18 protein-coding genes are annotated in these 19,814 nt (G+C 61.6%); 11 read left to right on the top strand and 7 right to left on the bottom strand.

All coding sequences use genetic code 11. The features are described from left to right. Positions 1-94 precede the first annotated feature (94 nt). Positions 95-805, bottom strand: a complete 711-nt coding sequence (locus J3P96_RS05895; protein ID WP_434655985.1) for a tellurite resistance TerB family protein — start codon at positions 803-805, stop codon at positions 95-97. 196 nt (positions 806-1,001) lie between these two features. On the opposite strand from J3P96_RS05895, the gene J3P96_RS05890 reads away from it, so the two are divergent. From J3P96_RS05890 to J3P96_RS05850, 9 genes are all read left to right on the top strand, one after another. Then, the gene (locus J3P96_RS05890; protein WP_434655982.1) at positions 1,002-1,913 is read left to right on the top strand and encodes a LysR family transcriptional regulator; all 912 of its coding nucleotides are present in this window, start codon (positions 1,002-1,004) and stop codon (positions 1,911-1,913) included. A gap of 221 nt (positions 1,914-2,134) precedes the next feature. Then, positions 2,135-3,592, top strand: a complete 1,458-nt coding sequence (locus tag J3P96_RS05885; protein ID WP_434655980.1) for a gamma-aminobutyraldehyde dehydrogenase — start codon at positions 2,135-2,137, stop codon at positions 3,590-3,592. A 90-nt stretch (positions 3,593-3,682) separates the two neighbouring features. Further along, complete coding sequence (gene ydcS, locus J3P96_RS05880; RefSeq protein WP_434628638.1) at positions 3,683-4,834, top strand: putative ABC transporter substrate-binding protein YdcS; 1,152 nt, start codon at positions 3,683-3,685, stop codon at positions 4,832-4,834. 232 nt (positions 4,835-5,066) lie between these two features. After that, positions 5,067-6,104 (top strand): ABC transporter ATP-binding protein, encoded by a 1,038-nt coding sequence (locus J3P96_RS05875; RefSeq protein ID WP_434628636.1) that lies wholly within the window; start codon positions 5,067-5,069, stop codon positions 6,102-6,104. A gap of 1 nt (position 6,105) precedes the next feature. Next, entirely contained in the window at positions 6,106-7,053 is a 948-nt protein-coding gene (locus tag J3P96_RS05870; RefSeq protein ID WP_434655978.1) for an ABC transporter permease, read from the top strand. Continuing rightward, positions 7,043-7,855, top strand: coding sequence for an ABC transporter permease (locus tag J3P96_RS05865; RefSeq protein WP_434655975.1), 813 nt, complete (start codon positions 7,043-7,045; stop codon positions 7,853-7,855). Before J3P96_RS05870 ends, J3P96_RS05865 begins: the two co-directional genes overlap by 11 nt. Positions 7,856-8,002: 147 nt before the next feature. Then, entirely contained in the window at positions 8,003-9,427 is a 1,425-nt protein-coding gene (locus J3P96_RS05860) for a gamma-aminobutyraldehyde dehydrogenase (protein ID WP_434655973.1), read from the top strand. A gap of 144 nt (positions 9,428-9,571) precedes the next feature. After that, on the top strand, positions 9,572-9,835 hold the full coding sequence (locus J3P96_RS05855; RefSeq protein WP_434628628.1) for a CopG family ribbon-helix-helix protein: 264 nt from the start codon (positions 9,572-9,574) through the stop codon (positions 9,833-9,835). Beyond that, positions 9,798-10,094, top strand: a complete 297-nt coding sequence (locus J3P96_RS05850) for a type II toxin-antitoxin system RelE/ParE family toxin (RefSeq protein WP_434628626.1) — start codon at positions 9,798-9,800, stop codon at positions 10,092-10,094. Before J3P96_RS05855 ends, J3P96_RS05850 begins: the two co-directional genes overlap by 38 nt. Before the next feature lie 37 nt (positions 10,095-10,131). Here the strand turns inward: J3P96_RS05850 and J3P96_RS05845 are convergent, their stop codons facing one another. Continuing rightward, positions 10,132-10,317 carry a hypothetical protein gene (locus J3P96_RS05845; RefSeq protein ID WP_434655970.1) on the bottom strand — a complete coding sequence of 62 codons (186 nt, stop codon included), beginning with the start codon at positions 10,315-10,317 and terminating at the stop codon, positions 10,132-10,134. A gap of 295 nt (positions 10,318-10,612) precedes the next feature. Between J3P96_RS05845 and J3P96_RS05840 the strand changes: the two genes are divergently transcribed. Then, entirely contained in the window at positions 10,613-12,238 is a 1,626-nt protein-coding gene (locus J3P96_RS05840) for a glucan biosynthesis protein D (RefSeq protein WP_434655967.1), read from the top strand. 178 nt (positions 12,239-12,416) lie between these two features. Here J3P96_RS05840 and J3P96_RS05835 read toward each other — a convergent pair whose 3' ends face one another. From J3P96_RS05835 to J3P96_RS05825, 3 genes are all read right to left on the bottom strand, one after another. Next, a complete protein-coding gene (locus J3P96_RS05835; protein ID WP_434655964.1) occupies positions 12,417-13,523 on the bottom strand; it encodes an NADH:flavin oxidoreductase/NADH oxidase in 1,107 nt (368 codons plus the stop codon). Positions 13,524-13,892: 369 nt separating this feature from the next. Next, entirely contained in the window at positions 13,893-15,602 is a 1,710-nt protein-coding gene (recJ, locus tag J3P96_RS05830) for a single-stranded-DNA-specific exonuclease RecJ (protein ID WP_434655963.1), read from the bottom strand. 154 nt (positions 15,603-15,756) lie between these two features. Further along, positions 15,757-16,299: a YaeQ family protein gene (locus tag J3P96_RS05825; RefSeq protein ID WP_047227511.1), complete on the bottom strand. Its 543-nt coding sequence runs from the start codon at positions 16,297-16,299 to the stop codon at positions 15,757-15,759. 147 nt (positions 16,300-16,446) lie between these two features. Here J3P96_RS05825 and J3P96_RS05820 point away from each other — a divergent pair, with 147 nt between their 5' ends. Further along, positions 16,447-17,646, top strand: a complete 1,200-nt coding sequence (locus J3P96_RS05820; protein ID WP_434628615.1) for a CaiB/BaiF CoA transferase family protein — start codon at positions 16,447-16,449, stop codon at positions 17,644-17,646. A gap of 332 nt (positions 17,647-17,978) precedes the next feature. Here J3P96_RS05820 and J3P96_RS05815 read toward each other — a convergent pair whose 3' ends face one another. After that, entirely contained in the window at positions 17,979-18,266 is a 288-nt protein-coding gene (locus J3P96_RS05815; protein ID WP_434655960.1) for a DUF3509 domain-containing protein, read from the bottom strand. A gap of 165 nt (positions 18,267-18,431) precedes the next feature. Continuing rightward, positions 18,432-19,802 carry a transporter substrate-binding domain-containing protein gene (locus tag J3P96_RS05810; protein ID WP_434655958.1) on the bottom strand — a complete coding sequence of 457 codons (1,371 nt, stop codon included), beginning with the start codon at positions 19,800-19,802 and terminating at the stop codon, positions 18,432-18,434. Positions 19,803-19,814 lie beyond the last annotated feature (12 nt).

The raw sequence follows: 19,814 nt of genomic DNA, 5'->3' as shown, positions 1-19,814 counted from the left end.
GACTGACCGGACGCCACCGCGAGCAAGCTCGCTCCCACAGGGAAGTGGTGGGAAATTATTGTTCAAATATCACAAAATTATTTCCTGAGACAGGTCAGGCAGCCGCCTGACGCACCTGCTTTTCCAATTCCGCCTTTAGCCCAGGTTCCAGCTTGAGTTGTCGCGCCAGTTCGTCGAGGTAGGATTTCTCCATGAAGTTCTCCTCATCCACCAGCATCACGCTGGCGATGTACATTTCGGCGGCGATTTCCGGTGTGCTGGCCGCCCGGGCGACGTCGCTGGGATCCAGCGGCTTGTTGAGCTCGGCGTGCAGCCAATGTTGCAGTTCCTGGTCGTTGTCGAGCTTGGTGAATTCGCCTTCGATCAGTTGACGCTCGCGTTCGTCCACATGGCCGTCGGCCTTGGCCGCCGCGACCAGGGCCTTGAGGATCGCCTGGCTGTGCTGTTCGACCTGCGCCGGTGGGACGCGGTCGAGGGTCTGCGGTTCGGTTTTCGGCGCATTGCCCTGCTGGGCCTGCCAGTTGCCATAAGCCTTATAGGCAATCACGCCCAATGCAGCCAGGCCGCCATAAGTCAGGGCCTTGCCGCCGAAGTTACGGGCTTTCTTGTTGCCCAGCAGCAACCCCATGGCGCTGGCCGCCAACGCCCCGCCCCCTGCGCCGGAGAGCATTCCACCAAGGTTGCCGGAGCCGCCGAGCAAACCACCCAGACCGCCGGACGACTTGCCCTGGGAGCCGCCGGCCTTGTTCTGCAACATCTCCTGACCGGACTTGAGTAACTGATCGAGCAATCCACGGGTGTTCATTTGCTGCCTCCACGCATTCGGGTTAACCGGATCATAAGGCCCCCAGCGTAGATCGAAAGTGCCCCACCGCCCTCGGCCAGATTGCTTCGAGATGTTGCCTACGGACTTGCCGGTGATTTGAAGGCAGCCGCAGCCATTCGATAAAAACGATATACACTCCAAGACATCGATAAATACGTCTCCTGGCTATCCAACAATGATGACCCTGCGCCAGATCCGTCATTTCATCGCGGTAGCCGAAACCGGTTCGATTTCCGCCGCCGCGCAAACCGCGTTCATTTCCCAATCCACCCTGACCCTGGCCATCCAGCAACTGGAAGAGGAAATCGGCGTCAGCCTGTTCAACCGTCACGCCAAGGGCATGACGCTGACCCACCAGGGACATCAGTTCCTGCGTCAGGCGCACCTGATACTCGCCACCGTCGACAACGCCAAGCGCAGCCTGCAACAAAGCACCGATCAGGTTGCCGGGCAGGTCACCATCGGCGTGACCAGCCTGGTCGCCGGGTACTATCTGGCGGACCTCTTGACCCGTTTCCAGCGCGCCTACCCCAATGTGGCCATCCGCGTGATGGAGGACGAACGCCCCTATATCGAACATCTGCTGGTCAGCGGCGAAATCGACGTCGGCGTGCTGATCCTGTCCAACCTGGAAGACCGCCACGCCCTGCAGACCGAAGTATTGACCCACTCGCCCCATCGATTGTGGCTGCCGGCCCAGCATCCGCTGCTCGAACACGACAGCATCAATCTTGTGGATGTGGCTCGCGAGCCGTTGATCCAACTGAACGTCGACGAGATGGATCGCAACGCGCAACGCCTGTGGCGCGGTGCCGGCCTGCAACCGCAGATCACCCTGCGTACCGCCTCGACCGAGGCGGTACGCAGCCTGGTGGCGGCCGGGCTGGGGGTTTCGATCCAACCGGACATGACCTACCGCCCATGGTCGCTGGAAGGCGACATCATCGAGGCACGACCCATCGCCGACCTCAACCAGACGCTGGATGTCGGACTCGCCTGGCGCCGAGGCACGGCACGCCCGGCCTCGGTCGACCCGTTCCTGGCTATTGCCCGCGAACAGCCCCACGGACGCAAGCCATCTATTTAATCGAATGCTGCCTTGAGTATTTCGAATTTGTCGGCCTGGCGACGGGGCACTAGTCTTGCTGCAGCCCCCACAATCCAATGTGGGAGCGGGCCATTGTGGGAGCGAGCTTGCTCGCGATAGCGGTCTTTCAGTCAATTTAATGCTGCCTGTCATACCGCTATCGCGAGCAAGCTCGCGCCCACAGGGTCTGTGTTCACCGTTATAAAAAAGAGAAGGCGAATATGGCCGGCACGCAAACCCCGTTATGTACAGCGTTGTTGATCGACGGCGAAAGCGTACCCGGCGAGGGCTTTGTCGAGCCGATCCTCAACCCGGCCACCGGTGAAGTGCTCGCCCATATCGCCGAGGCCAGTACCGAACAGGTCGAAGCCGCGATCCTCGCGGCTCATCAGGCCTTTGACGGCTGGTCGCGCACCACGCCGCAGCAACGCTCGAACCTGCTGTTGGAGATCGCCGGCGCTATTGAAAAAAATGCCGACCACCTGGCCCTTCTCGAATCCCTGAACTGTGGCAAGCCACTGCACCTGGCGCGTCAGGACGACCTGAGCGCCACGGTGGATGTGTTCCGTTTTTTTGCCGGCGCCGTACGCTGCCAGACCGGCCAGCTCAGCGGCGAATACTTGCCGGGCTACACCAGCATGGTGCGTCGCGACCCGATTGGCGTGGTGGCGTCCATTGCGCCCTGGAACTACCCGATCATGATGGCGGCCTGGAAAATCGCCCCGGCCCTGGCCGCCGGCAATACCCTGGTGTTCAAGCCTTCGGAACACACGCCGCTGTCGATCCTGGCCCTGGCGCCGATCCTGGCCGAGATCCTGCCGCGCGGCGTCATCAACATCATCTGCGGTGGCGGCGAAGGTGTCGGCAGCCATCTTGTCAGCCATCCCAAGGTGCGCATGGTCTCGCTGACGGGCGATATTGTCACCGGCCAGAAAATCCTCCAGGCCGCGGCAAAAACCCTCAAGCGCACGCATCTGGAACTGGGCGGCAAGGCCCCGGTGATCGTCTGTGACGACGCCGACCTGCAGGCAGTGGTCGAGGGTGTACGCACCTATGGTTACTACAACGCTGGCCAGGATTGCACCGCCGCGTGCCGGATCTACGCCCAGGCCGGGATTCACGACCGGCTGGTGGCTGAACTCGGCGCGGCGGTCAGCAGCCTGCGCTTTGCCGGCAAGCGCGACGCCGACAACGAAATCGGCCCGCTGATCAGCACCCGCCAGCGCGACCGCGTCGCCAGTTTCGTCGAGCGTGCCCTCGGCCAGCCGCATATCGAGCGCATCACCGGCGCGGCGGTGCATTCCGGCGCCGGTTTCTATTACCAGCCCACGCTGTTGGCGGGCTGCAAGCAAAGCGACGAGATCGTCCAGCGCGAAGTATTCGGCCCGGTGGTCACCGTGACCCGTTTCGATGAACTCAGCCAGGCGGTGGACTGGGCCAACGATTCGGAATACGGCCTGGCCTCCTCGGTCTGGACCCAGAACCTCGACAAGGCGATGCAGGTGGCGGCGCGGCTGCAATACGGCTGCACCTGGATCAACAGTCATTTCATGCTGGTCAGCGAAATGCCCCACGGCGGCCTGAAACGCTCGGGCTATGGGAAGGACCTGTCCAGCGATTCGCTTCAGGACTACAGCGTGGTGCGCCACATCATGGCCCGCCACGGCCAGCATCTGTAGGGAACAGCACTACTCTAATAACAGGCCAGCCATGGCGCTTCACCTCGTTCGAAAACTGCCCCGACCATAATTAAAGCAAGAGGGATTTCCATGTACGCGCACAAGACCGCATTGCTCAGTGCAATCACCACGGCGCTGCTGGCCAGCGCCAGCCTCCAGGCCGCCGAACCGCTCAAGGCCATTGGCGCTGGCGAAGGCCAACTGGATATCGTCGCCTGGCCGGGCTACATCGAACGCGGCGAAAGCGACAAGGCCTACGACTGGGTCACTGGTTTCGAGAAAGAAACCGGCTGCAAGGTCAACGTCAAGACCGCCGCCACCTCCGACGAAATGGTCAGCCTGATGACCAAGGGCGGCTACGACCTGGTCACCGCGTCGGGCGATGCCTCGCTACGGCTGATTGCCGGCAAACGCGTGCAGCCGATCAACACCGCGTTGATCGCCAACTGGAAAAACCTCGACCCGCGCCTCAAGGACGCGCCGTGGTACGTGGTCAGCCAACAGACCTACGGGACGCCGTACCAGTGGGGGCCGAACGTACTGATGTACAACACCGAAGTATTCAAGCAAGCGCCGACCAGCTGGAGCGTCCTGTTCGAGGCGCAGAACCTGCCCGACGGCAAGCCGAACAAGGGCCGGGTGCAAGCCTACGATGGGCCGATCTACATCGCCGACGCGGCGCTCTACCTCAAGACCGCCAAGCCCGAGCTGGGCATCAAGGATCCGTATCAACTCGACGAGGCCCAGTACAAGGCCGTGCTGGAGTTACTGCGTGCCCAGCAGCCGTTGATCCACCGCTACTGGCATGACACGACCGTGCAGATGAGCGATTTCAAGAACGAAGGCGTGGTCGCATCCGGCGCCTGGCCATACCAGGTCAACGGCCTGATCAACGAAAAACAGCCGATCGCCTCGACCATCCCCAAGGAAGGCGCCACCGGCTGGGCTGACACGACGATGCTGCACGCCGAGGCCAAGCACCCCAACTGCGCCTATAAATGGATGGACTGGTCGCTGCAGCCGAAAGTCCAGGGCGACGTCGCCGCCTGGTTCGGCTCGTTGCCGGCTGTGCCCGAGGCGTGCAAGGCAAGCGAACTGCTCGGCGCCGAGGGCTGCAAGACTAACGGGTTCGACCAGTTCGACAAGATCGCCTTCTGGAAAACCCCACAAGCCGAGGGCGGCAAGTTCGTGCCGTACAGCCGCTGGACGCAGGATTACATTGCGATCATGGGTGGGCGCTAAGTCGCAGTCACCTGTTTGGACCGGGGGGACATGGTTAGCCCTGTGGCGAGGGAGCTTGCTCCCGCTGGCGCGCGCAGCACGCCCAAAACCGACCGACGCGGTATGACCTGCCCACCGCATCGGCTGGTTTTGGGGTGGCTGCGCCACCCAGCGGGAGCAAGCTCCCTCGCCACGGGACCGCGTTCCAACCGTTGAGATTTCATATCCGCCCCGCTTTCTGGAGCACCGCACCATGACGCTCGCAGTCCAGTTCACTCACGTTTCCCGTCAGTTCGGCGAGGTGAAGGCCGTTGACCGGGTCTCCATCGACATCCAGGACGGCGAGTTCTTTTCCATGCTCGGCCCGTCCGGCTCGGGCAAGACCACTTGCCTGCGGCTGATCGCCGGGTTCGAGCAGCCCAGCGCCGGTTCGATTCGCATCCACGGAGAGGAAGCCGTCGGGCTCGCGCCGTATCAGCGAGACGTCAACACGGTGTTCCAGGACTACGCCCTGTTCCCGCACATGAACGTACGCGACAACGTCGCCTACGGCCTGAAAGTCAAAGGCGTCGCCAAGGCCGAGCGCATCAGGCGCGCCGATGAAGCGCTGGAGATGGTTGCCCTGGGCGGCTATGGCGAACGCAAGCCGGTGCAACTGTCTGGCGGCCAGCGCCAGCGCGTTGCCCTGGCCCGCGCGCTGGTCAATCGCCCGCGTGTGTTGCTGCTGGATGAGCCCTTGGGCGCGCTCGACCTGAAGCTGCGCGAACAGATGCAAAGCGAGTTGAAAAAACTGCAACGCCAGCTGGGTATCACCTTCATCTTTGTTACCCACGACCAGACCGAGGCCCTGTCGATGTCCGATCGCGTGGCGGTGTTCAACAAGGGCCGGATCGAACAGGTCGATACCCCACGCAACCTGTACATGAAGCCGGCCACCACCTTCGTCGCCGAATTCGTCGGCACTTCCAACGTGATTCGCGGTGAGTTGGCCAGGCAACTGAGCGGTTATCCACAGCCGTTCTCGATCCGCCCGGAACATGTGCGCTTTGCCGAAGGTCCGCTGGCCGGCGATGAAATCGAAGTCAGCGGTCTGCTTCACGACATCCAGTACCAGGGCAGCGCCACGCGCTACGAGTTGAAGCTGGAAAACGGCCAGACCTTGAGCCTCAGCCAAGCCAACAGCCAATGGAACGACAGCGGCGCCCAGCACCATACCGGCCAGCATCTCGCCGTACGCTGGGCCCGCGAGGCAATGGTTGCCCTGCACGATACCGCCGGCAGCGAGGCCTGAGATGAGCACCCTGGCCATGACTCGAACCGAGACACACGGTACGCCGTTGCGACGCTTTTCGAACCTGCTGTACCGGCGTCCCAACCTGTACCTGTCGCTGTTGCTGGTGCCACCGCTGATCTGGTTTGGCACGATCTACCTGGGCTCGCTGCTGACCTTGCTGTGGCAAGGCTTCTATACCTTCGACGACTTCACCATGGCGGTCACGCCGGACCTGACCCTGGCGAATTTTTCGGCGCTGTTCCAGCCGTCGAATTTCGACATTATTGCGCGGACATTGACCATGGCGATCGCGGTGTCCATCGCCAGCGCCATTGTCGCCTTCCCGATCGCCTACTACATGGCGCGCTACACCAGCGGCAAGACCAAGGCGTTTTTCTACATCGCGGTGATGCTGCCGATGTGGGCCAGCTACATCGTCAAGGCCTACGCTTGGACACTGCTGCTGGCCAAGGGCGGCGTGGCGCAGTGGTTCATCCAGCACCTGGGGCTGGGGCCGGTGTTGCAGTTCGTGCTGGGCATTCCCGGCGTCGGTGGCAGCACGCTGTCTACTTCGCAGCTGGGGCGCTTCCTGGTGTTCGTCTACATCTGGCTGCCGTTCATGATCCTGCCGATCCAGGCCTCCCTGGAACGGCTGCCCCCATCGCTGCTGCAAGCTTCGGCGGACCTCGGCGCCAGGCCACGCCAGACCTTCATGCAGGTAATCCTGCCGCTGTCGATCCCGGGCATTGCCGCCGGCTCGATCTTCACCTTTTCGCTGACCCTGGGGGATTTCATCGTGCCCCAACTGGTGGGCCCGCCGGGCTACTTCGTTGGCAGCATGGTCTACGCCCAGCAAGGCGCCATCGGCAACATGCCCATGGCCGCGGCGTTCACGCTGGTGCCCATCGTGCTGATTGCCATCTATCTGTCTGTCGTCAAGCGACTGGGGGCTTTCGATGCACTCTGACTCCAAGGCTTCGTGGGGCTTGCGGATCGCGGCATGGGGCGGGCTGGTGTTCCTGCATTTCCCGATCCTGATCATTTTCCTCTATGCCTTCAACACTGAAGACGCTGCGTTCAGCTTCCCACCCAAGGGCCTGACCCTGAAGTGGTTCAGCGTCGCCTTCTCGCGCCCGGACGTGCTGGAGGCGATCAGGTTGTCATTGCAGATCGCAGCCGTCGCCACCCTGATCGCCATGGTGCTCGGCACACTCGCGTCGGCGGCACTGTACCGCCGTGATTTTTTCGGCAAGCAGGGTATCTCGCTGATGCTGATCCTGCCAATTGCACTGCCGGGGATCATCACCGGCATCGCGCTGTTGGCGACGTTCAAGACCCTGGGCATCGAACCCGGCATGTTCACCATCATCGTCGGTCATGCGACCTTCTGCGTGGTGATCGTCTACAACAACGTCATCGCCCGTCTGCGCCGCACCTCCCACAGCCTGATCGAAGCGTCGATGGACCTGGGCGCCGACGGCTGGCAGACCTTTCGCTACATCGTCCTGCCTAATCTGGGGTCGGCCCTGCTGGCCGGCGGGATGCTGGCGTTTGCCTTGTCGTTCGATGAAATCATCGTCACCACGTTCACCGCCGGTCATGAGCGCACGCTGCCGCTCTGGCTGCTCAACCAGCTCAGCCGCCCTCGCGATGTGCCAGTGACCAATGTGGTGGCGATGCTGGTGATGTTGGTGACGATGCTGCCGATACTCGGCGCGTATTACCTGACGCGCGGTGGGGAGAGCGTGGCGGGGAGTGGTGGGAAGTAAAAGGGCTTTTTGTGGGAGCGAGCTTGCTCGCGATGACTGACAAATACTCAACACAGATGTCGACTGTAAGACCGCTATCGCGAGCAAGCTCGCTCCCACAGGGACCGGTTCCAGCAGACACAGAACTGCTTCGATGAGGACAACACTATGCAAACCAAACTGTTGATCAACGGCCATCTGGTGAACGGCGACGGCCCTGGCCAGGCCGTTTTTAATCCGGCGCTGGGCCGGGTCCTGGTGGAAATAAATGAAGCCAGCGAAGCCCAGGTCGATGCCGCCGTGCGCGCCGCCGACAGCGCTTTCGATGCCTGGTCGCAAGTGCCGCCCAAGGACCGCTCCCTGCTGCTGCTCAAGCTGGCCGATGCCATCGAGGCCAATGGTGAAGAACTGGCCAGGCTCGAATCGGACAACTGCGGCAAGCCATTGAGCGCAGCGCTGAACGATGAAATCCCGGCGATCGCCGATGTGTTCCGTTTCTTCGCCGGCGCCAGCCGTTGCATGAACGGCTCGGCGGGCGGCGAGTACCTGCCGGGGCACACCTCGATGATCCGTCGCGACCCGGTGGGCGTGATCGCTTCCATCGCCCCGTGGAACTACCCGTTGATGATGGTCGCCTGGAAAATCGCCCCGGCCCTGGCCGCCGGTAATACGGTGGTGCTCAAGCCGTCGGAACAGACGCCACTGACCGCGTTGCGCCTGGCGGAACTGGCGTCGGAAATTTTCCCGGCAGGTGTGCTCAACGTCGTTTTCGGACGCGGGCAAACCGTCGGCCAACCGCTCGTCACGCACCCGAAAGTCCGCATGGTTTCCCTGACCGGGTCCATCGCCACAGGCTCGAACATCATTTCCAGCACCGCCGAGAGCGTCAAGCGCACGCACATGGAGCTGGGCGGCAAGGCCCCGGTGATCATCTTCGATGACGCCGACATTGGTGCTGCGGTGGAAGGCATCCGCACCTTCGGCTTCTACAACGCCGGCCAGGACTGCACGGCCGCCTGCCGCATCTATGCCCAGCAAGGCATCTACGACAAATTTGTCGAAAAACTCGGCGCCGCCGTCGCCAGTATCAAGTACGGCCTGCAGAACGAACCCGATACCGAGATGGGACCGTTGATCACCGCTCAGCACCGCGACCGCGTGGCCGGCTTCGTCGAGCGGGCCATCGCCCAGCCCCACATCCGCCTGGTCACCGGTGGCAAGGCCGTGGACGGCAACGGCTTCTTCTTCGAACCGACGGTGCTGGCCGACGTCCAGCAGGACGACGAAATTGTCCGCCGCGAAGTGTTCGGTCCTGTGGTGTCCGTCACGCCATTCCTTGAGGAAGCACAAGTGCTGGCCTGGGCCAACGATTCGGACTACGGCCTGGCCTCATCGGTGTGGACCGCCGACATCGGCCGTGCCCATCGCTTGTCGGCACGCCTGCAATACGGCTGCACCTGGGTGAATACGCACTTCATGCTCGTCAGCGAAATGCCCCATGGCGGTCAGAAACGTTCTGGCTATGGCAAAGACATGTCGATGTATGGGCTGGAGGATTACACGGTGGTGCGGCATGTGATGTTCAAGCATTGATACGAGACAATGTTGGCAACACATGCCAACGCCTGCCATGAGTTCGTCCTGCTAAGGTTTTCGTCGATCGGCGCACGCTCGCCGGTTGACGGAAAACCTGGTACCGCCTAGGGTGTCTACAACGTATACACTTTGGAGATCCCCATGGCCTCGCCCGTTTTGTCCTTCCGCGTGGAAGAAGGTTTGGCCCAACAGCTGGACTTGCTGGCTGCCGCCACCGACCGCGACCGTCAATATCACCTGAAGCGTGCATTGGTTCGATACGTAGAGGCCGAGTCCTGGCACCTGCAAGCGATCAGCGAAGGCATAGCGGATGCCGACGCCGGGAATCTGACCGATCTGGATGCCGTGAAGGCTAAGTGGGCAAAGCGTGCCGAGCATCGTACTGACCAACAAAGCACAAAGTGACCTCGACTCGATCCACGAACATTACCAAAGCGCACTCGGCGCAGAAGGCGCGGACGATGTCATCGCCACGATTCTGGAATCGCTGCGCCAACTGCAACGTTTTCCCGGCTCGGGGCGTCCTTCAGTGGTCCCCGATATTCGGGAGCTGGTGCTGACGCGCTACCCGTTCGTTGCCCCCTATCGGCTCAAGGACGGACAATTACAGGTCTTGCGGATACTGCATCAACGCAGCGAACGTTCTCAGGACTGGTCAGCATGATAAGGGCGGCCGGTTGCTAGCCCCGTTGCGACGACTTTCAAAACCGCGAAGCACGGCCCATCGCATCCATCAGATAACGCATGGCGATCCGGTCGCTTTCCGACAACTCTCGATAACGTTCGACCAGCCTCGCTTCCTCCAGGCTGAGCGGGCGTTTGCTCCGTGTTCTGGTCAGGCCAGGAAAGATCCCCAGTATCTCGGTAATGCTCTGTATTTTGGTCATGGGTTGTCCTTCGTTACGTCGATTCAAAGCGTAAAGACAGTCATAAAGTAATTGAGCAAAAAATTCCCGAATCCTCACAAAAACAGAAATAACTGTAAGAATTTTTAACCAAGCCACGCTTTCCCATCTCTCCAAGCGGGCATTTCCCCTATGATTTTGCGTTTCGGTGAACCGATCCAGCTCTCAGGCATCTGTTCTAACGTTCGTCGCGTTTGGCCAAAGGCATGTCCGAACTCCTTTACCAGTCTCTGTTGCCAGGATCGGCTCGGGATTGTCTTCAGATAAGGTTGTATTTATGCACCGCAGGAATCTGCTCAAGGCCTCCATGGCCTTCGCCGCCTACACCGGACTGTCGGCCTCCGGGCTCATGGCCGCACGTGCCTGGGCTGCCGATCAGACCGCCGACGGCGAAGCCCGTCCCTTCGATTTCAACCAATTGAAAGACCAGGCCCTGCGACTGGCCGCAAGCCGCTACGTCGACACCAAGCAAGTCCTGCCGCCGACGCTGGCGCAGATGTCCCCCTTGCAGTTCAATGCCATCCAGTACGACGCCAATCATTCGCTATGGAATGAACTGGACGGCAAGCTGGACGTGCAGTTTTTCCATGTCGGCATGGGCTTCAAGCAGCCGGTGCGCATGTACAGTGTCGACCCGAAGACCCGCATGGCGCGTGAAGTACACTTTCGCCCGGAACTGTTCAACTACGAGAAGACCACGGTCAATACGTCGCAGCTCACCGGCGACCTCGGGTTCGCAGGGTTCCGGGTGTTCAAGGCACCGGAGCTGGACCGGCACGACATCGTTTCGTTTCTCGGCGCCAGTTACTTCCGGGCGGTGGACGCCACCGGCCAGTACGGCTTGTCTGCCCGCGGCCTGGCCATCGACACGTATGCGAAAAAACGCGAGGAATTCCCGGACTTCACCAAGTTCTGGTTCGAAACGCCGGACAAGAACAGCACCCGCTTCGTGGTCTATGCCCTGCTCGACTCACCGAGCGCCACCGGTGCCTACCGCTTTGACATCGACTGCCAGCCTACCCGAGTGGTGATGGAAGTCGACGCGCACGTCAACGCGCGTACCGCCATCGAGCAGTTGGGCATCGCACCGATGACCAGCATGTTCAGTTGCGGCACCGTCGAGCGACGCATGTGCGACACCATTCACCCGCAGATCCACGACTCCGACCGCCTGGCCATGTGGCGCGGCAACGGCGAGTGGGTCTGCCGCCCGCTGAACAACCCCGCCACCCTGCAGTTCAATGCTTTCGCCGACAACAACCCGAAAGGTTTCGGCCTGGTGCAGACCGACCACGACTTCGAGAGTTACCAGGACACCGTGGACTGGTACAGCAAACGGCCAAGCCTGTGGGTCGAACCTACGACCGCTTGGGGCGAAGGCTCGGTCGACCTGCTGGAAATTCCTACCACCGGCGAGACCCTGGATAACATCGTTGCGTTCTGGACGCCGAAAAAACCGGTCGCTGCCGGCGATTCGTTGAACTATGGCTACAAACTCTACTGGAGCGCCCTGCCACCGGTCAGCACGGACCTGGCCCGCGTCGACGCCACCCGTTCCGGCATGGGCGGCTTCATCGAAGGCTGGGCTCCCGGCGAACACTACCCCACCGTCTGGGCACGGCGCTTCGCGGTGGACTTCACCGGTGGCGGTCTCGATCAGTTGCCACCGGGCACCGGCATCGAGCCGGTGGTGACCTGCTCCCACGGCGAGGTCAAGGATTTCAACGTGCTGGTGCTGGACGCGATCAAGGGTTATCGCATCACCTTCGACTGGTACCCGACCGACGACCGCGTGGACCCGGTGGAGATGCGCCTGTTCATTCGCTCCAAGGACCGGACGCTGAGCGAGACCTGGTTGTACCAGTACTTCCCGCCGGCGCCGGATAAGCGTAAGTACCCCTGAGCCCTGCTGCGTCAGAAATGACGCCTTCGCGAGCAGGCTCGCTCCCACAAATGGATCACAGGGCATTCTATTGTGGGAGCGAGCCTGCTCGCGAAGAGGCCGGCGCAACTACCCAATATTTCCAGAAAACAAAAGCCCCGACCATTTACGGACCGGGGCTTTTTGTTTCAGCGGCCGCTCAGTCGCGCAAATCCGACTCATGGATCGGCTGGTCCCGATGCGTCGCGCGCTGGTACTGCGCCGGCCAGGTGGCCTTGCGTCCGCCCAGGTCATCGTCGGCATGCAGCGCCCAGTACGGATCGCGCAACAGCTCGCGAGCGAGGAAGATGATATCGGCCTGGCAGGTGCGCAGGATGTGTTCGGCCTGGGCCGGCTCGGTGATCATCCCGACCGTGCCAGTGGCGATTTCCGACTCCTTTCGCACCCGCTCGGCGAAGCGCGTCTGGTAGCCCGGGCCGGTGGGAATCTCGGCGTTGGCGGCGGTGCCGCCCGACGACACATCAATCAAGTCCACCCCCAGCGCCCGGAATCGCCGCGCCAGTTCCACCGTTTCATCGGGGTTCCAGCCGTCTTCGACCCAGTCGGTGGCGGATACCCGAACAAAAACCGGCAACTCCTCAGGCCATACGGCCCGGACCGCTTCGGTCACTTGCAGTACCAGGCGGATACGATTTTCAAACGACCCACCGTATTGATCCCGCCGCTGATTGCTCAACGGCGACAGGAACTGGTGCAGCAGATAGCCATGGGCTGCATGGACCTCGACGACCTTGAAACCAGCCGTCAGGGCGCGTTTGGCCGCGTCGACGAATGCCTGGATGACATCGGCGATTTGTCCTTCATCGAGCTGCTTCGGTTGGGTGTGCTGGGGGTCGAAGGCAATCGGCGAAGGGCCGACCGGAACCCAGCCGCCCTCTTCCGGTTTGACGCTGCCATGCTTGCCCAGCCAGGGCCGCCAGGTGCTTGCCTTGCGCCCGGCGTGGGCCAGCTGGATGCCGGGCACGGCGCCTTGGGCGGTTATGAACCGGGTGATGCGTTGCAAAGGCTCGATCTGTCCATCGTTCCACAACCCGAGGTCCTCGGCGGTAATCCGGCCATCGGCCGTGACGGCGGTGGCTTCGGTGAACACGAGGCCGGCACCGCCCACGGCACGACTGCCGAGGTGCACCAGATGCCAGTCGTTGGCCAGGCCATCGGCGCTCGAATACTGGCACATCGGCGACACCGCGATGCGATTGGGCAGGGTCAGTTGACGAAGGGTATAAGGTTCCAGCAGCAGACTCATGGGGCACCTCTCGAATCAGTGGGCAGGCTCCAGGGTTCTGTTTGAAAAGTCGACGAGTGACAAACGGTGCAACACCCGCCCCCGCGGGCAAAACAATCGACAAGACGTCACAAGGCCTATCAAGCAGTGCTTAGAGACTAGTCGACAACCGGGGAGGAGGAAGGGTTCAGAGTCAAAAACCGCCCTTTCGAAGCCAAGCTTTGTCTTCAAGGCTTGTGTGAACTCCCGTGGCGAGGGAGCTTGCTCCCGCTCGGCTGCGCAGCAGTCGTAAACCGATCATTGCGGTTTACCTGAAAGAATTGCTTCACGCCAACAGGGCCGCTTCGCAGCCCAGCGGGAGCAAGCTCCCTCGCCACGGGGGCAGTAAGGCTACCGCGGTTCGATATGAGCAATCATCAACTGCACCGTTTCCTGGCCACGGAACTCGTTGAGGTCAAGCTTGTAGGCCAGCTCCACCCAGCGCACGGTGGGGTTGGGCCAGATTTCCCGATCAATGCCGAAGGCTATGCCATCGAGTTTCACCGAACCGCACTCAGTCTTGAGAATGACCTTCAGGTGCCGTTCACCCACCACTCGCTGCTCGACCAGCTGGAACACGCCGTGGAACACCGGCTCCGGAAAATGCTGTCCCCACGGCCCGGCATGGCGCAGTGCCCGGGCCAGTTCCAGGTGGAACTCTTCCACCGCCAGAGAGCCATCCGACAACAGCCGCCCCGTCAGGTCTTCTTCACGTAGTTGCCGGCGCACCTCCGCGTCAAAAGCCTCGGCAAACAAGGCAAAGTTCGCCTCCGGCAACGTCAGCCCCGCAGCCATGGCGTGACCGCCGTATTTGCTGATCAGGGTCGGATGCTGCGCCGCGACAACGCTCAACGCATCGCGGATATGAAAGCCCGGCACCGAGCGGCCCGACCCTTTGAGCAGGCCGTCCCCGGCATCGGCGAAAGCAATGGTCGGACGGAAATAGCGCTCTTTCATGCGTGACGCCAGGATCCCGATGACGCCTTGGTGCCATTGCGGATCGAACAGGCACAAGCCGAACGGCATCGACTCCACCGGCAGATCCTTGAGCTGGGCCATGGCTTCACGTTGCATGCCCTGTTCGATGGATTTGCGGTCCTGGTTCATGCCATCCAGCTGCGCCGCCATGTCCCTAGCCAGTGCCGGGTCGTTGGTGAGCAGGCATTCGATGCCCAGGCTCATGTCGTCCAGCCGCCCCGCCGCATTCAGGCGCGGCCCGAGGATGAAACCGAGGTCGGTGGACGTGATGCGCGAGTGATCGCGCTTGGCTACTTCGAGGATGGCCTTGATGCCGGGCCGGGCGCGTCCGGCGCGAATACGCTCCAGGCCCTGGTGCACCAGGATCCGGTTGTTGGCATCCAGCGGCACCACGTCGGCGACGCTGCCCAGCGCCACCAGGTCGAGCAGTTCGCCGATGTTCGGCTGCGGCTTGCTGGCATACCAACCGAGGCTGCGCAGACGGGCCCGCAGGGCCATCAGCACATAAAAAATCACCCCGACGCCCGCCAGTGCCTTGCTCGGGAACTCACAACCGGGCTGGTTCGGGTTGACGATGGCATCGGCCGCCGGCAATTCGAGCCCCGGCAAGTGGTGGTCGGTGACCAGCACCTTGAGGCCGGCCGCTTTCGCCGCTGCCACGCCTTCCACGCTGGAGATGCCGTTGTCCACGGTGACCAACAATTGCGGCGCGCGTGTCAGGGCGACTTCGACGATTTCCGGCGTGAGGCCATAGCCATATTCAAAGCGATTGGGCACCAGGTAGTCGACATGGGCCGCACCGAGCAGGCGCAGACCAAGCATGCCCACGGTACTGGCGGTCGCGCCATCGGCATCAAAATCGCCGACGATGAGGATGCGCTGGCGTTGCTCCAGCGCCGCCACCAGCAGGTCCACCGCGGCATCGATCCCCTTGAGTTGCTGATAAGGAATCAGGCGCGCCAGGCTCTTGTCCAGCTCCGCTTCGGACTGCACGCCACGTGCTGCGTAAAGACGGGTCAACAACGGCGGCAGGTCACCGAGAAACGGCAGGGTGGCGGGTAACTGGCGGGGTTCTATGCGCATGGGGTAACGATCATTTCTCTATTTTTGTAGATCCTGTGGCGAGGGAGCTTGCTCCCGCTGGGCTGCGTAGCGGCCCTTTTTTGTGGGCGCTGCGCACCCAAGCGGGAGCAAGCTCCCTCGCCACAAAGCGTTCACTTGATACAGGGTCAACGGCTCAACCACGCTCGCCCAGCAACCATTGCAACTGAACCTCATGCTGGCCACGGTCGTCGGTCACGAAAATCGTCCCTTCGCTGATCATCACGTCCCACTTGATCACCCGTGGCATGTCCTTGGCCAGGGTTTCGAGCACTTCCTGGGGGACGGCGGCGATGTTCACGTTCTTCAGGTTCTTCACCGCGGGGATCACCTTGCCTTCCCACACCCGCAGGCTGCCGTAGGCCAGCAGGCTGGTGCGCTCGGTGCGGCGCGAGCACCAGGTCAGGCGATCGGCATCCGGCTGGCCTACTTCGATCCAGTGCAGCACACGGTCATCCAGACTTTTTTCCCACAGCGCGGGTTCGTCGACATCCGACAGCCCACGACCAAACGCCAGCAGCTCGTTGTACCAGAACGCGTAGGCCAAGAGGCGCACGGTCATGCGCTCTTCGGTTTCCGAAGGATGGCGGGCAATGGTCTGCTTCACATTCTCGTACACGCTGCGGTCGAGGTCAGTGAGGTTCAGTTCAAACTTGTAGGTCGTGGACGGCTGGGCCATGAACGGGCTTCTTGATACGAGGAAAGGCGGCAAGTCTAACCGATGCGACGGCTAATCCACGAATTGCCGACCATCAACCTGCGGCGACGATGGTCGGCCTATGATAAAACGCTCTATTCGTTCTGCCTTTGTCCTACAGGATCCGTCATGTCGCTTACTGCCAAACCTCTTGCCGGCGTCAAGGTCATCGAACTCGGCACGCTGATCGCCGGCCCTTTTGCCTCGCGTATCTGCGGTGAATTCGGTGCCGAGGTCATCAAGGTCGAATCGCCGGACGGCGGCGATCCGCTGCGCAAGTGGCGCAAATTGTATGAAGGTACGTCCTTGTGGTGGTTCGTCCAGGCACGCAACAAAAAGTCCGTGACGCTGAACCTCAAGCACCCCGAAGGCCTGGCGATCCTGAAAAAACTGCTTGGCGAAGCCGACATCCTGATCGAGAACTTTCGCCCCGGCGTGCTGGAAAAGCTCGGCCTGGGCTGGGACGTGTTGCACGCACTGAATCCGAAGCTGGTCATGGTCCGGCTATCAGGCTTCGGCCAGACCGGGCCGATGAAGGATCAGCCCGGGTTCGGCGCCGTCGGTGAGTCGATGGGAGGCCTGCGCTACATCACCGGCTTCGAGGATCGCCCACCGGTGCGCACCGGTATCTCCATCGGCGACTCGATCGCCGCGCTCTGGGGGGTGATCGGCGCGCTGATGGCCTTGCGTCACCGGGAGGTCAACGGCGGGACCGGCCAGGTGGTGGACGTGGCGCTATACGAAGCGATTTTCGCCATGATGGAAAGCATGGTGCCGGAGTTCGACGTGTTCGGTTTCATCCGCGAACGCACCGGCAACATCATGCCCGGCATCACGCCGTCGTCCATCCACACCAGCGCCGACGGCAAGCATGTACAGATCGGCGCCAACGGTGACGCCATCTTCAAGCGTTTCATGCAGGTCATTGGCCGGGATGACCTGGCGAACGACCCGCAGCTGGCCAGCAACGATGGCCGTGACGAACGCCGCGACGAGTTGTATGGGGTCATTGATCGCTGGGTCAACTCGCTGCCGTTGGATGCCGTCATCGACCAGTTGAACCAGGCCGGCGTGCCGGCGAGCCGGATCTTCAGTGCCGAGGACATGTTCAGCGACCCGCAATTTCTCGCCCGCGAGATGTTCCTGCAAGCCAGGCTGCCGGATGGCAAGGCGTTCAAGATGCCTGGGATCGTACCGAAGCTTTCCGACACACCGGGAACAGCCGAATGGGTCGGGCCAGCATTGGGTGAGCACACGGCAGAGGTGCTCGGTGAGCTTGGCTACGATGCGCAGCAGGTCGCCAGGCTGCGCACCGACGGCGCCGTTTGAGGCCTGCCGTGCAAAAGATTGACTAATAGGAGGTCAACTGTGGGAGCGAGCTTGCTCGCGATTGCGGTATGTCCGCCAACATCGGGTCGACTGAACCGACGCTATCGCGAGCAAGCTCGCTCCCACAAAGGTCGTCGTTGTCCGGTGACAGAACGAGCCGGACCCTAAACACCAGGCAAAAAGAAACCCCGAGAAGTGGGGAGACAACTCGGGGTTAAACGTGACCCTTAAAGGTCCGTACAACAAGCGACAAGCACCGGAGCACAATGCTTGCTCTTGTTGGTAAAAAGTCTGACTCGCTAGAACGTAGGAAGGTTCCCGCGGGATGTCACTCAATTGGCAGCAAGCATGACCTTGTCGCGCGCCACGTTACGTAACGCCGCGATGACACACGGCTCCAGCCGCCCCTCGGCAATCAGCACATCGCGATGCAGGCCGTCCACCACGTCGGTCAGTTGGCGCTTGTCGGTCAGCTGGGCCTGGTTGAACAGCCGTTCGACCATGATGGCCCCCGAGGGATTCTTCAGCGTTACCAGGCATTCGCCTTTGGTACCGGAGGGCGTGAGCGTGACCTGATACGGGCTCAAGGCTTCACTGAGCAACAGGCTGATACTTTCCATTCGATCACCCTTCAATAGTCAAAAAAAAAACAACTGCACATTAAGTGACCCCGCGGCCCGGCGGAAAGTTCGCCAGCGCAACGAACCGGCACGACGGCGACCTGTTCAACCGAGCATGCGCGTTCAATATGACAGCTGGATATCAGCCTCAGCGGATGGAATCGATCAAGCCGGCAGCCGCTTGGAACGATCCCTCCGGCGTCCAACCTCGATCCAACCGCCCAAGACACCGCGCAACCGGCCATCGGCGGCATAAAAGGGCACCGACCAGTGATAGATGTCCTGCAATCCACTGCGCAACATCAGCTGGCGGTCGACAAACCGGGGCTGACGGGTTCGCAGCTGCTCCATCAGCTCCCCGTGCAACAGTTCGGCGGTTGCCGCCGGCATTGCCGCAGACTCCGTCAGACACGTGCCTCGCAGCTTCTCGAAGCGAGTCGCGAACCGCTCCTCATAACTTTTGTTGCACATGATCAGCCGCCCTTCGAGATCTCGAATGAAGATCGGATCGGGAATGGCATCCATCAAGGCGCGCTGGAACGTCAATTGGTCGTTGAGTACGGTCTCGGCCTTGAGGCGCTGTCCGATCTGGCCCTGCAAGCGGCGGTTCCACAGCAGCGACAACAGGCCGAACACCCCTGCCGCGATTACACACCAATAGCCCTGCAGGGGGATGCGTGACCAGAACGACGGCTCCTGATCAAGTGTTTTCTCGGCGAACCACTTGAAACGTAGCGCGCGCATATCTTCGGCGGGAAACGCTTCCAGCGCCTTGTTGAGGATCTCCATCAATGTTTGGGAATCCTGCCGTACAGCGAGATAGTCCGGTTCCCACATGCCTTCGAGACTGCCCCCCACCTGCAGTTGCCCTGAAGGATAGAGGTGCACGGCGGTTTCGCTTTCGATGGTGGCATGGGCTTCGCGATTTTCCACTAACGCCCTTGCCTCGGCAGGGGTCATCACCGTGCGCAGCGCTATGGTCGGATGCTCGCGGCGGATTTCCGCTTCGAGGGCATGCCGTGCCGGCAACGCCAGCACCTTGCCCGCCAGCTGATCCAGCGAACGAAGCGCGGGCTCCCCCTCACGGCCAACGAATACCCAGTCGAAACCGCCGAACGCATGGCTGAAATTCAGCACAGCCCGGCGCTCGTCATTCATCGCCAGGACGCTAGACATGTCGGCTTCGCCGTTTTCCAGCATCTCTATCAATTGATCGGCAGAGAACGACTCTCGATGGATGAATTCGAGTCCCGTCATTTGCTCAATGGCATGGAGCACGTCAGCGTTCAGGCCGCTCCATTCTCCCTGTGCATTCTTGAACAGGTACAGCGGGATTTGCATCGACGCCACAACGACACGCGGGTTCTGCCTGATCCAGTCCAGCTCCCGGGCGTCGAGCACCAGTCTCCCGCCCGCTTCGAGCGGTGACTGCCCGGGAGTCGTCGACGGGTCAGCGCCGCCCCATTGGCTCCAGTACATAAGGGCCAGGCCCATCATCCAGCTCAACGCCGGTTTGCATCGGTTTACGAACAGCATCTGCGCTTCCTT

It is taken from the genome of Pseudomonas sp. R3-56, assembly GCF_051132075.1.
GTDB lineage: Bacteria > Pseudomonadota > Gammaproteobacteria > Pseudomonadales > Pseudomonadaceae > Aquipseudomonas.
Note: the sequence above shows the minus strand (reverse complement) of the source record. Positions and strands in the feature narration are given on the sequence as shown.

Excerpts from the sequence above, each read along its gene's own strand:
- J3P96_RS05895 (WP_434655985.1), bottom strand. The coding sequence starts at position 805 with ATGAACACCCGTGGATTGCTCGATCAGTTACTCAAGTCCGGTCAGGAG.
- J3P96_RS05890 (WP_434655982.1), top strand. The coding sequence starts at position 1,002 with ATGATGACCCTGCGCCAGATCCGTCATTTCATCGCGGTAGCCGAAACC.
- J3P96_RS05885 (WP_434655980.1), top strand. The coding sequence starts at position 2,135 with ATGGCCGGCACGCAAACCCCGTTATGTACAGCGTTGTTGATCGACGGC.
- ydcS (WP_434628638.1), top strand. The coding sequence starts at position 3,683 with ATGTACGCGCACAAGACCGCATTGCTCAGTGCAATCACCACGGCGCTG.
- J3P96_RS05875 (WP_434628636.1), top strand. The coding sequence starts at position 5,067 with ATGACGCTCGCAGTCCAGTTCACTCACGTTTCCCGTCAGTTCGGCGAG.
- J3P96_RS05870 (WP_434655978.1), top strand. The coding sequence starts at position 6,106 with ATGAGCACCCTGGCCATGACTCGAACCGAGACACACGGTACGCCGTTG.
- J3P96_RS05865 (WP_434655975.1), top strand. The coding sequence starts at position 7,043 with ATGCACTCTGACTCCAAGGCTTCGTGGGGCTTGCGGATCGCGGCATGG.
- J3P96_RS05860 (WP_434655973.1), top strand. The coding sequence starts at position 8,003 with ATGCAAACCAAACTGTTGATCAACGGCCATCTGGTGAACGGCGACGGC.
- J3P96_RS05855 (WP_434628628.1), top strand. The coding sequence starts at position 9,572 with ATGGCCTCGCCCGTTTTGTCCTTCCGCGTGGAAGAAGGTTTGGCCCAA.
- J3P96_RS05845 (WP_434655970.1), bottom strand. The coding sequence starts at position 10,317 with ATGACCAAAATACAGAGCATTACCGAGATACTGGGGATCTTTCCTGGC.
- J3P96_RS05840 (WP_434655967.1), top strand. The coding sequence starts at position 10,613 with ATGCACCGCAGGAATCTGCTCAAGGCCTCCATGGCCTTCGCCGCCTAC.
- J3P96_RS05835 (WP_434655964.1), bottom strand. The coding sequence starts at position 13,523 with ATGAGTCTGCTGCTGGAACCTTATACCCTTCGTCAACTGACCCTGCCC.
- recJ (WP_434655963.1), bottom strand. The coding sequence starts at position 15,602 with ATGCGCATAGAACCCCGCCAGTTACCCGCCACCCTGCCGTTTCTCGGT.
- J3P96_RS05825 (WP_047227511.1), bottom strand. The coding sequence starts at position 16,299 with ATGGCCCAGCCGTCCACGACCTACAAGTTTGAACTGAACCTCACTGAC.
- J3P96_RS05820 (WP_434628615.1), top strand. The coding sequence starts at position 16,447 with ATGTCGCTTACTGCCAAACCTCTTGCCGGCGTCAAGGTCATCGAACTC.
- J3P96_RS05815 (WP_434655960.1), bottom strand. The coding sequence starts at position 18,266 with ATGGAAAGTATCAGCCTGTTGCTCAGTGAAGCCTTGAGCCCGTATCAG.
- J3P96_RS05810 (WP_434655958.1), bottom strand. The coding sequence starts at position 19,802 with ATGCTGTTCGTAAACCGATGCAAACCGGCGTTGAGCTGGATGATGGGC.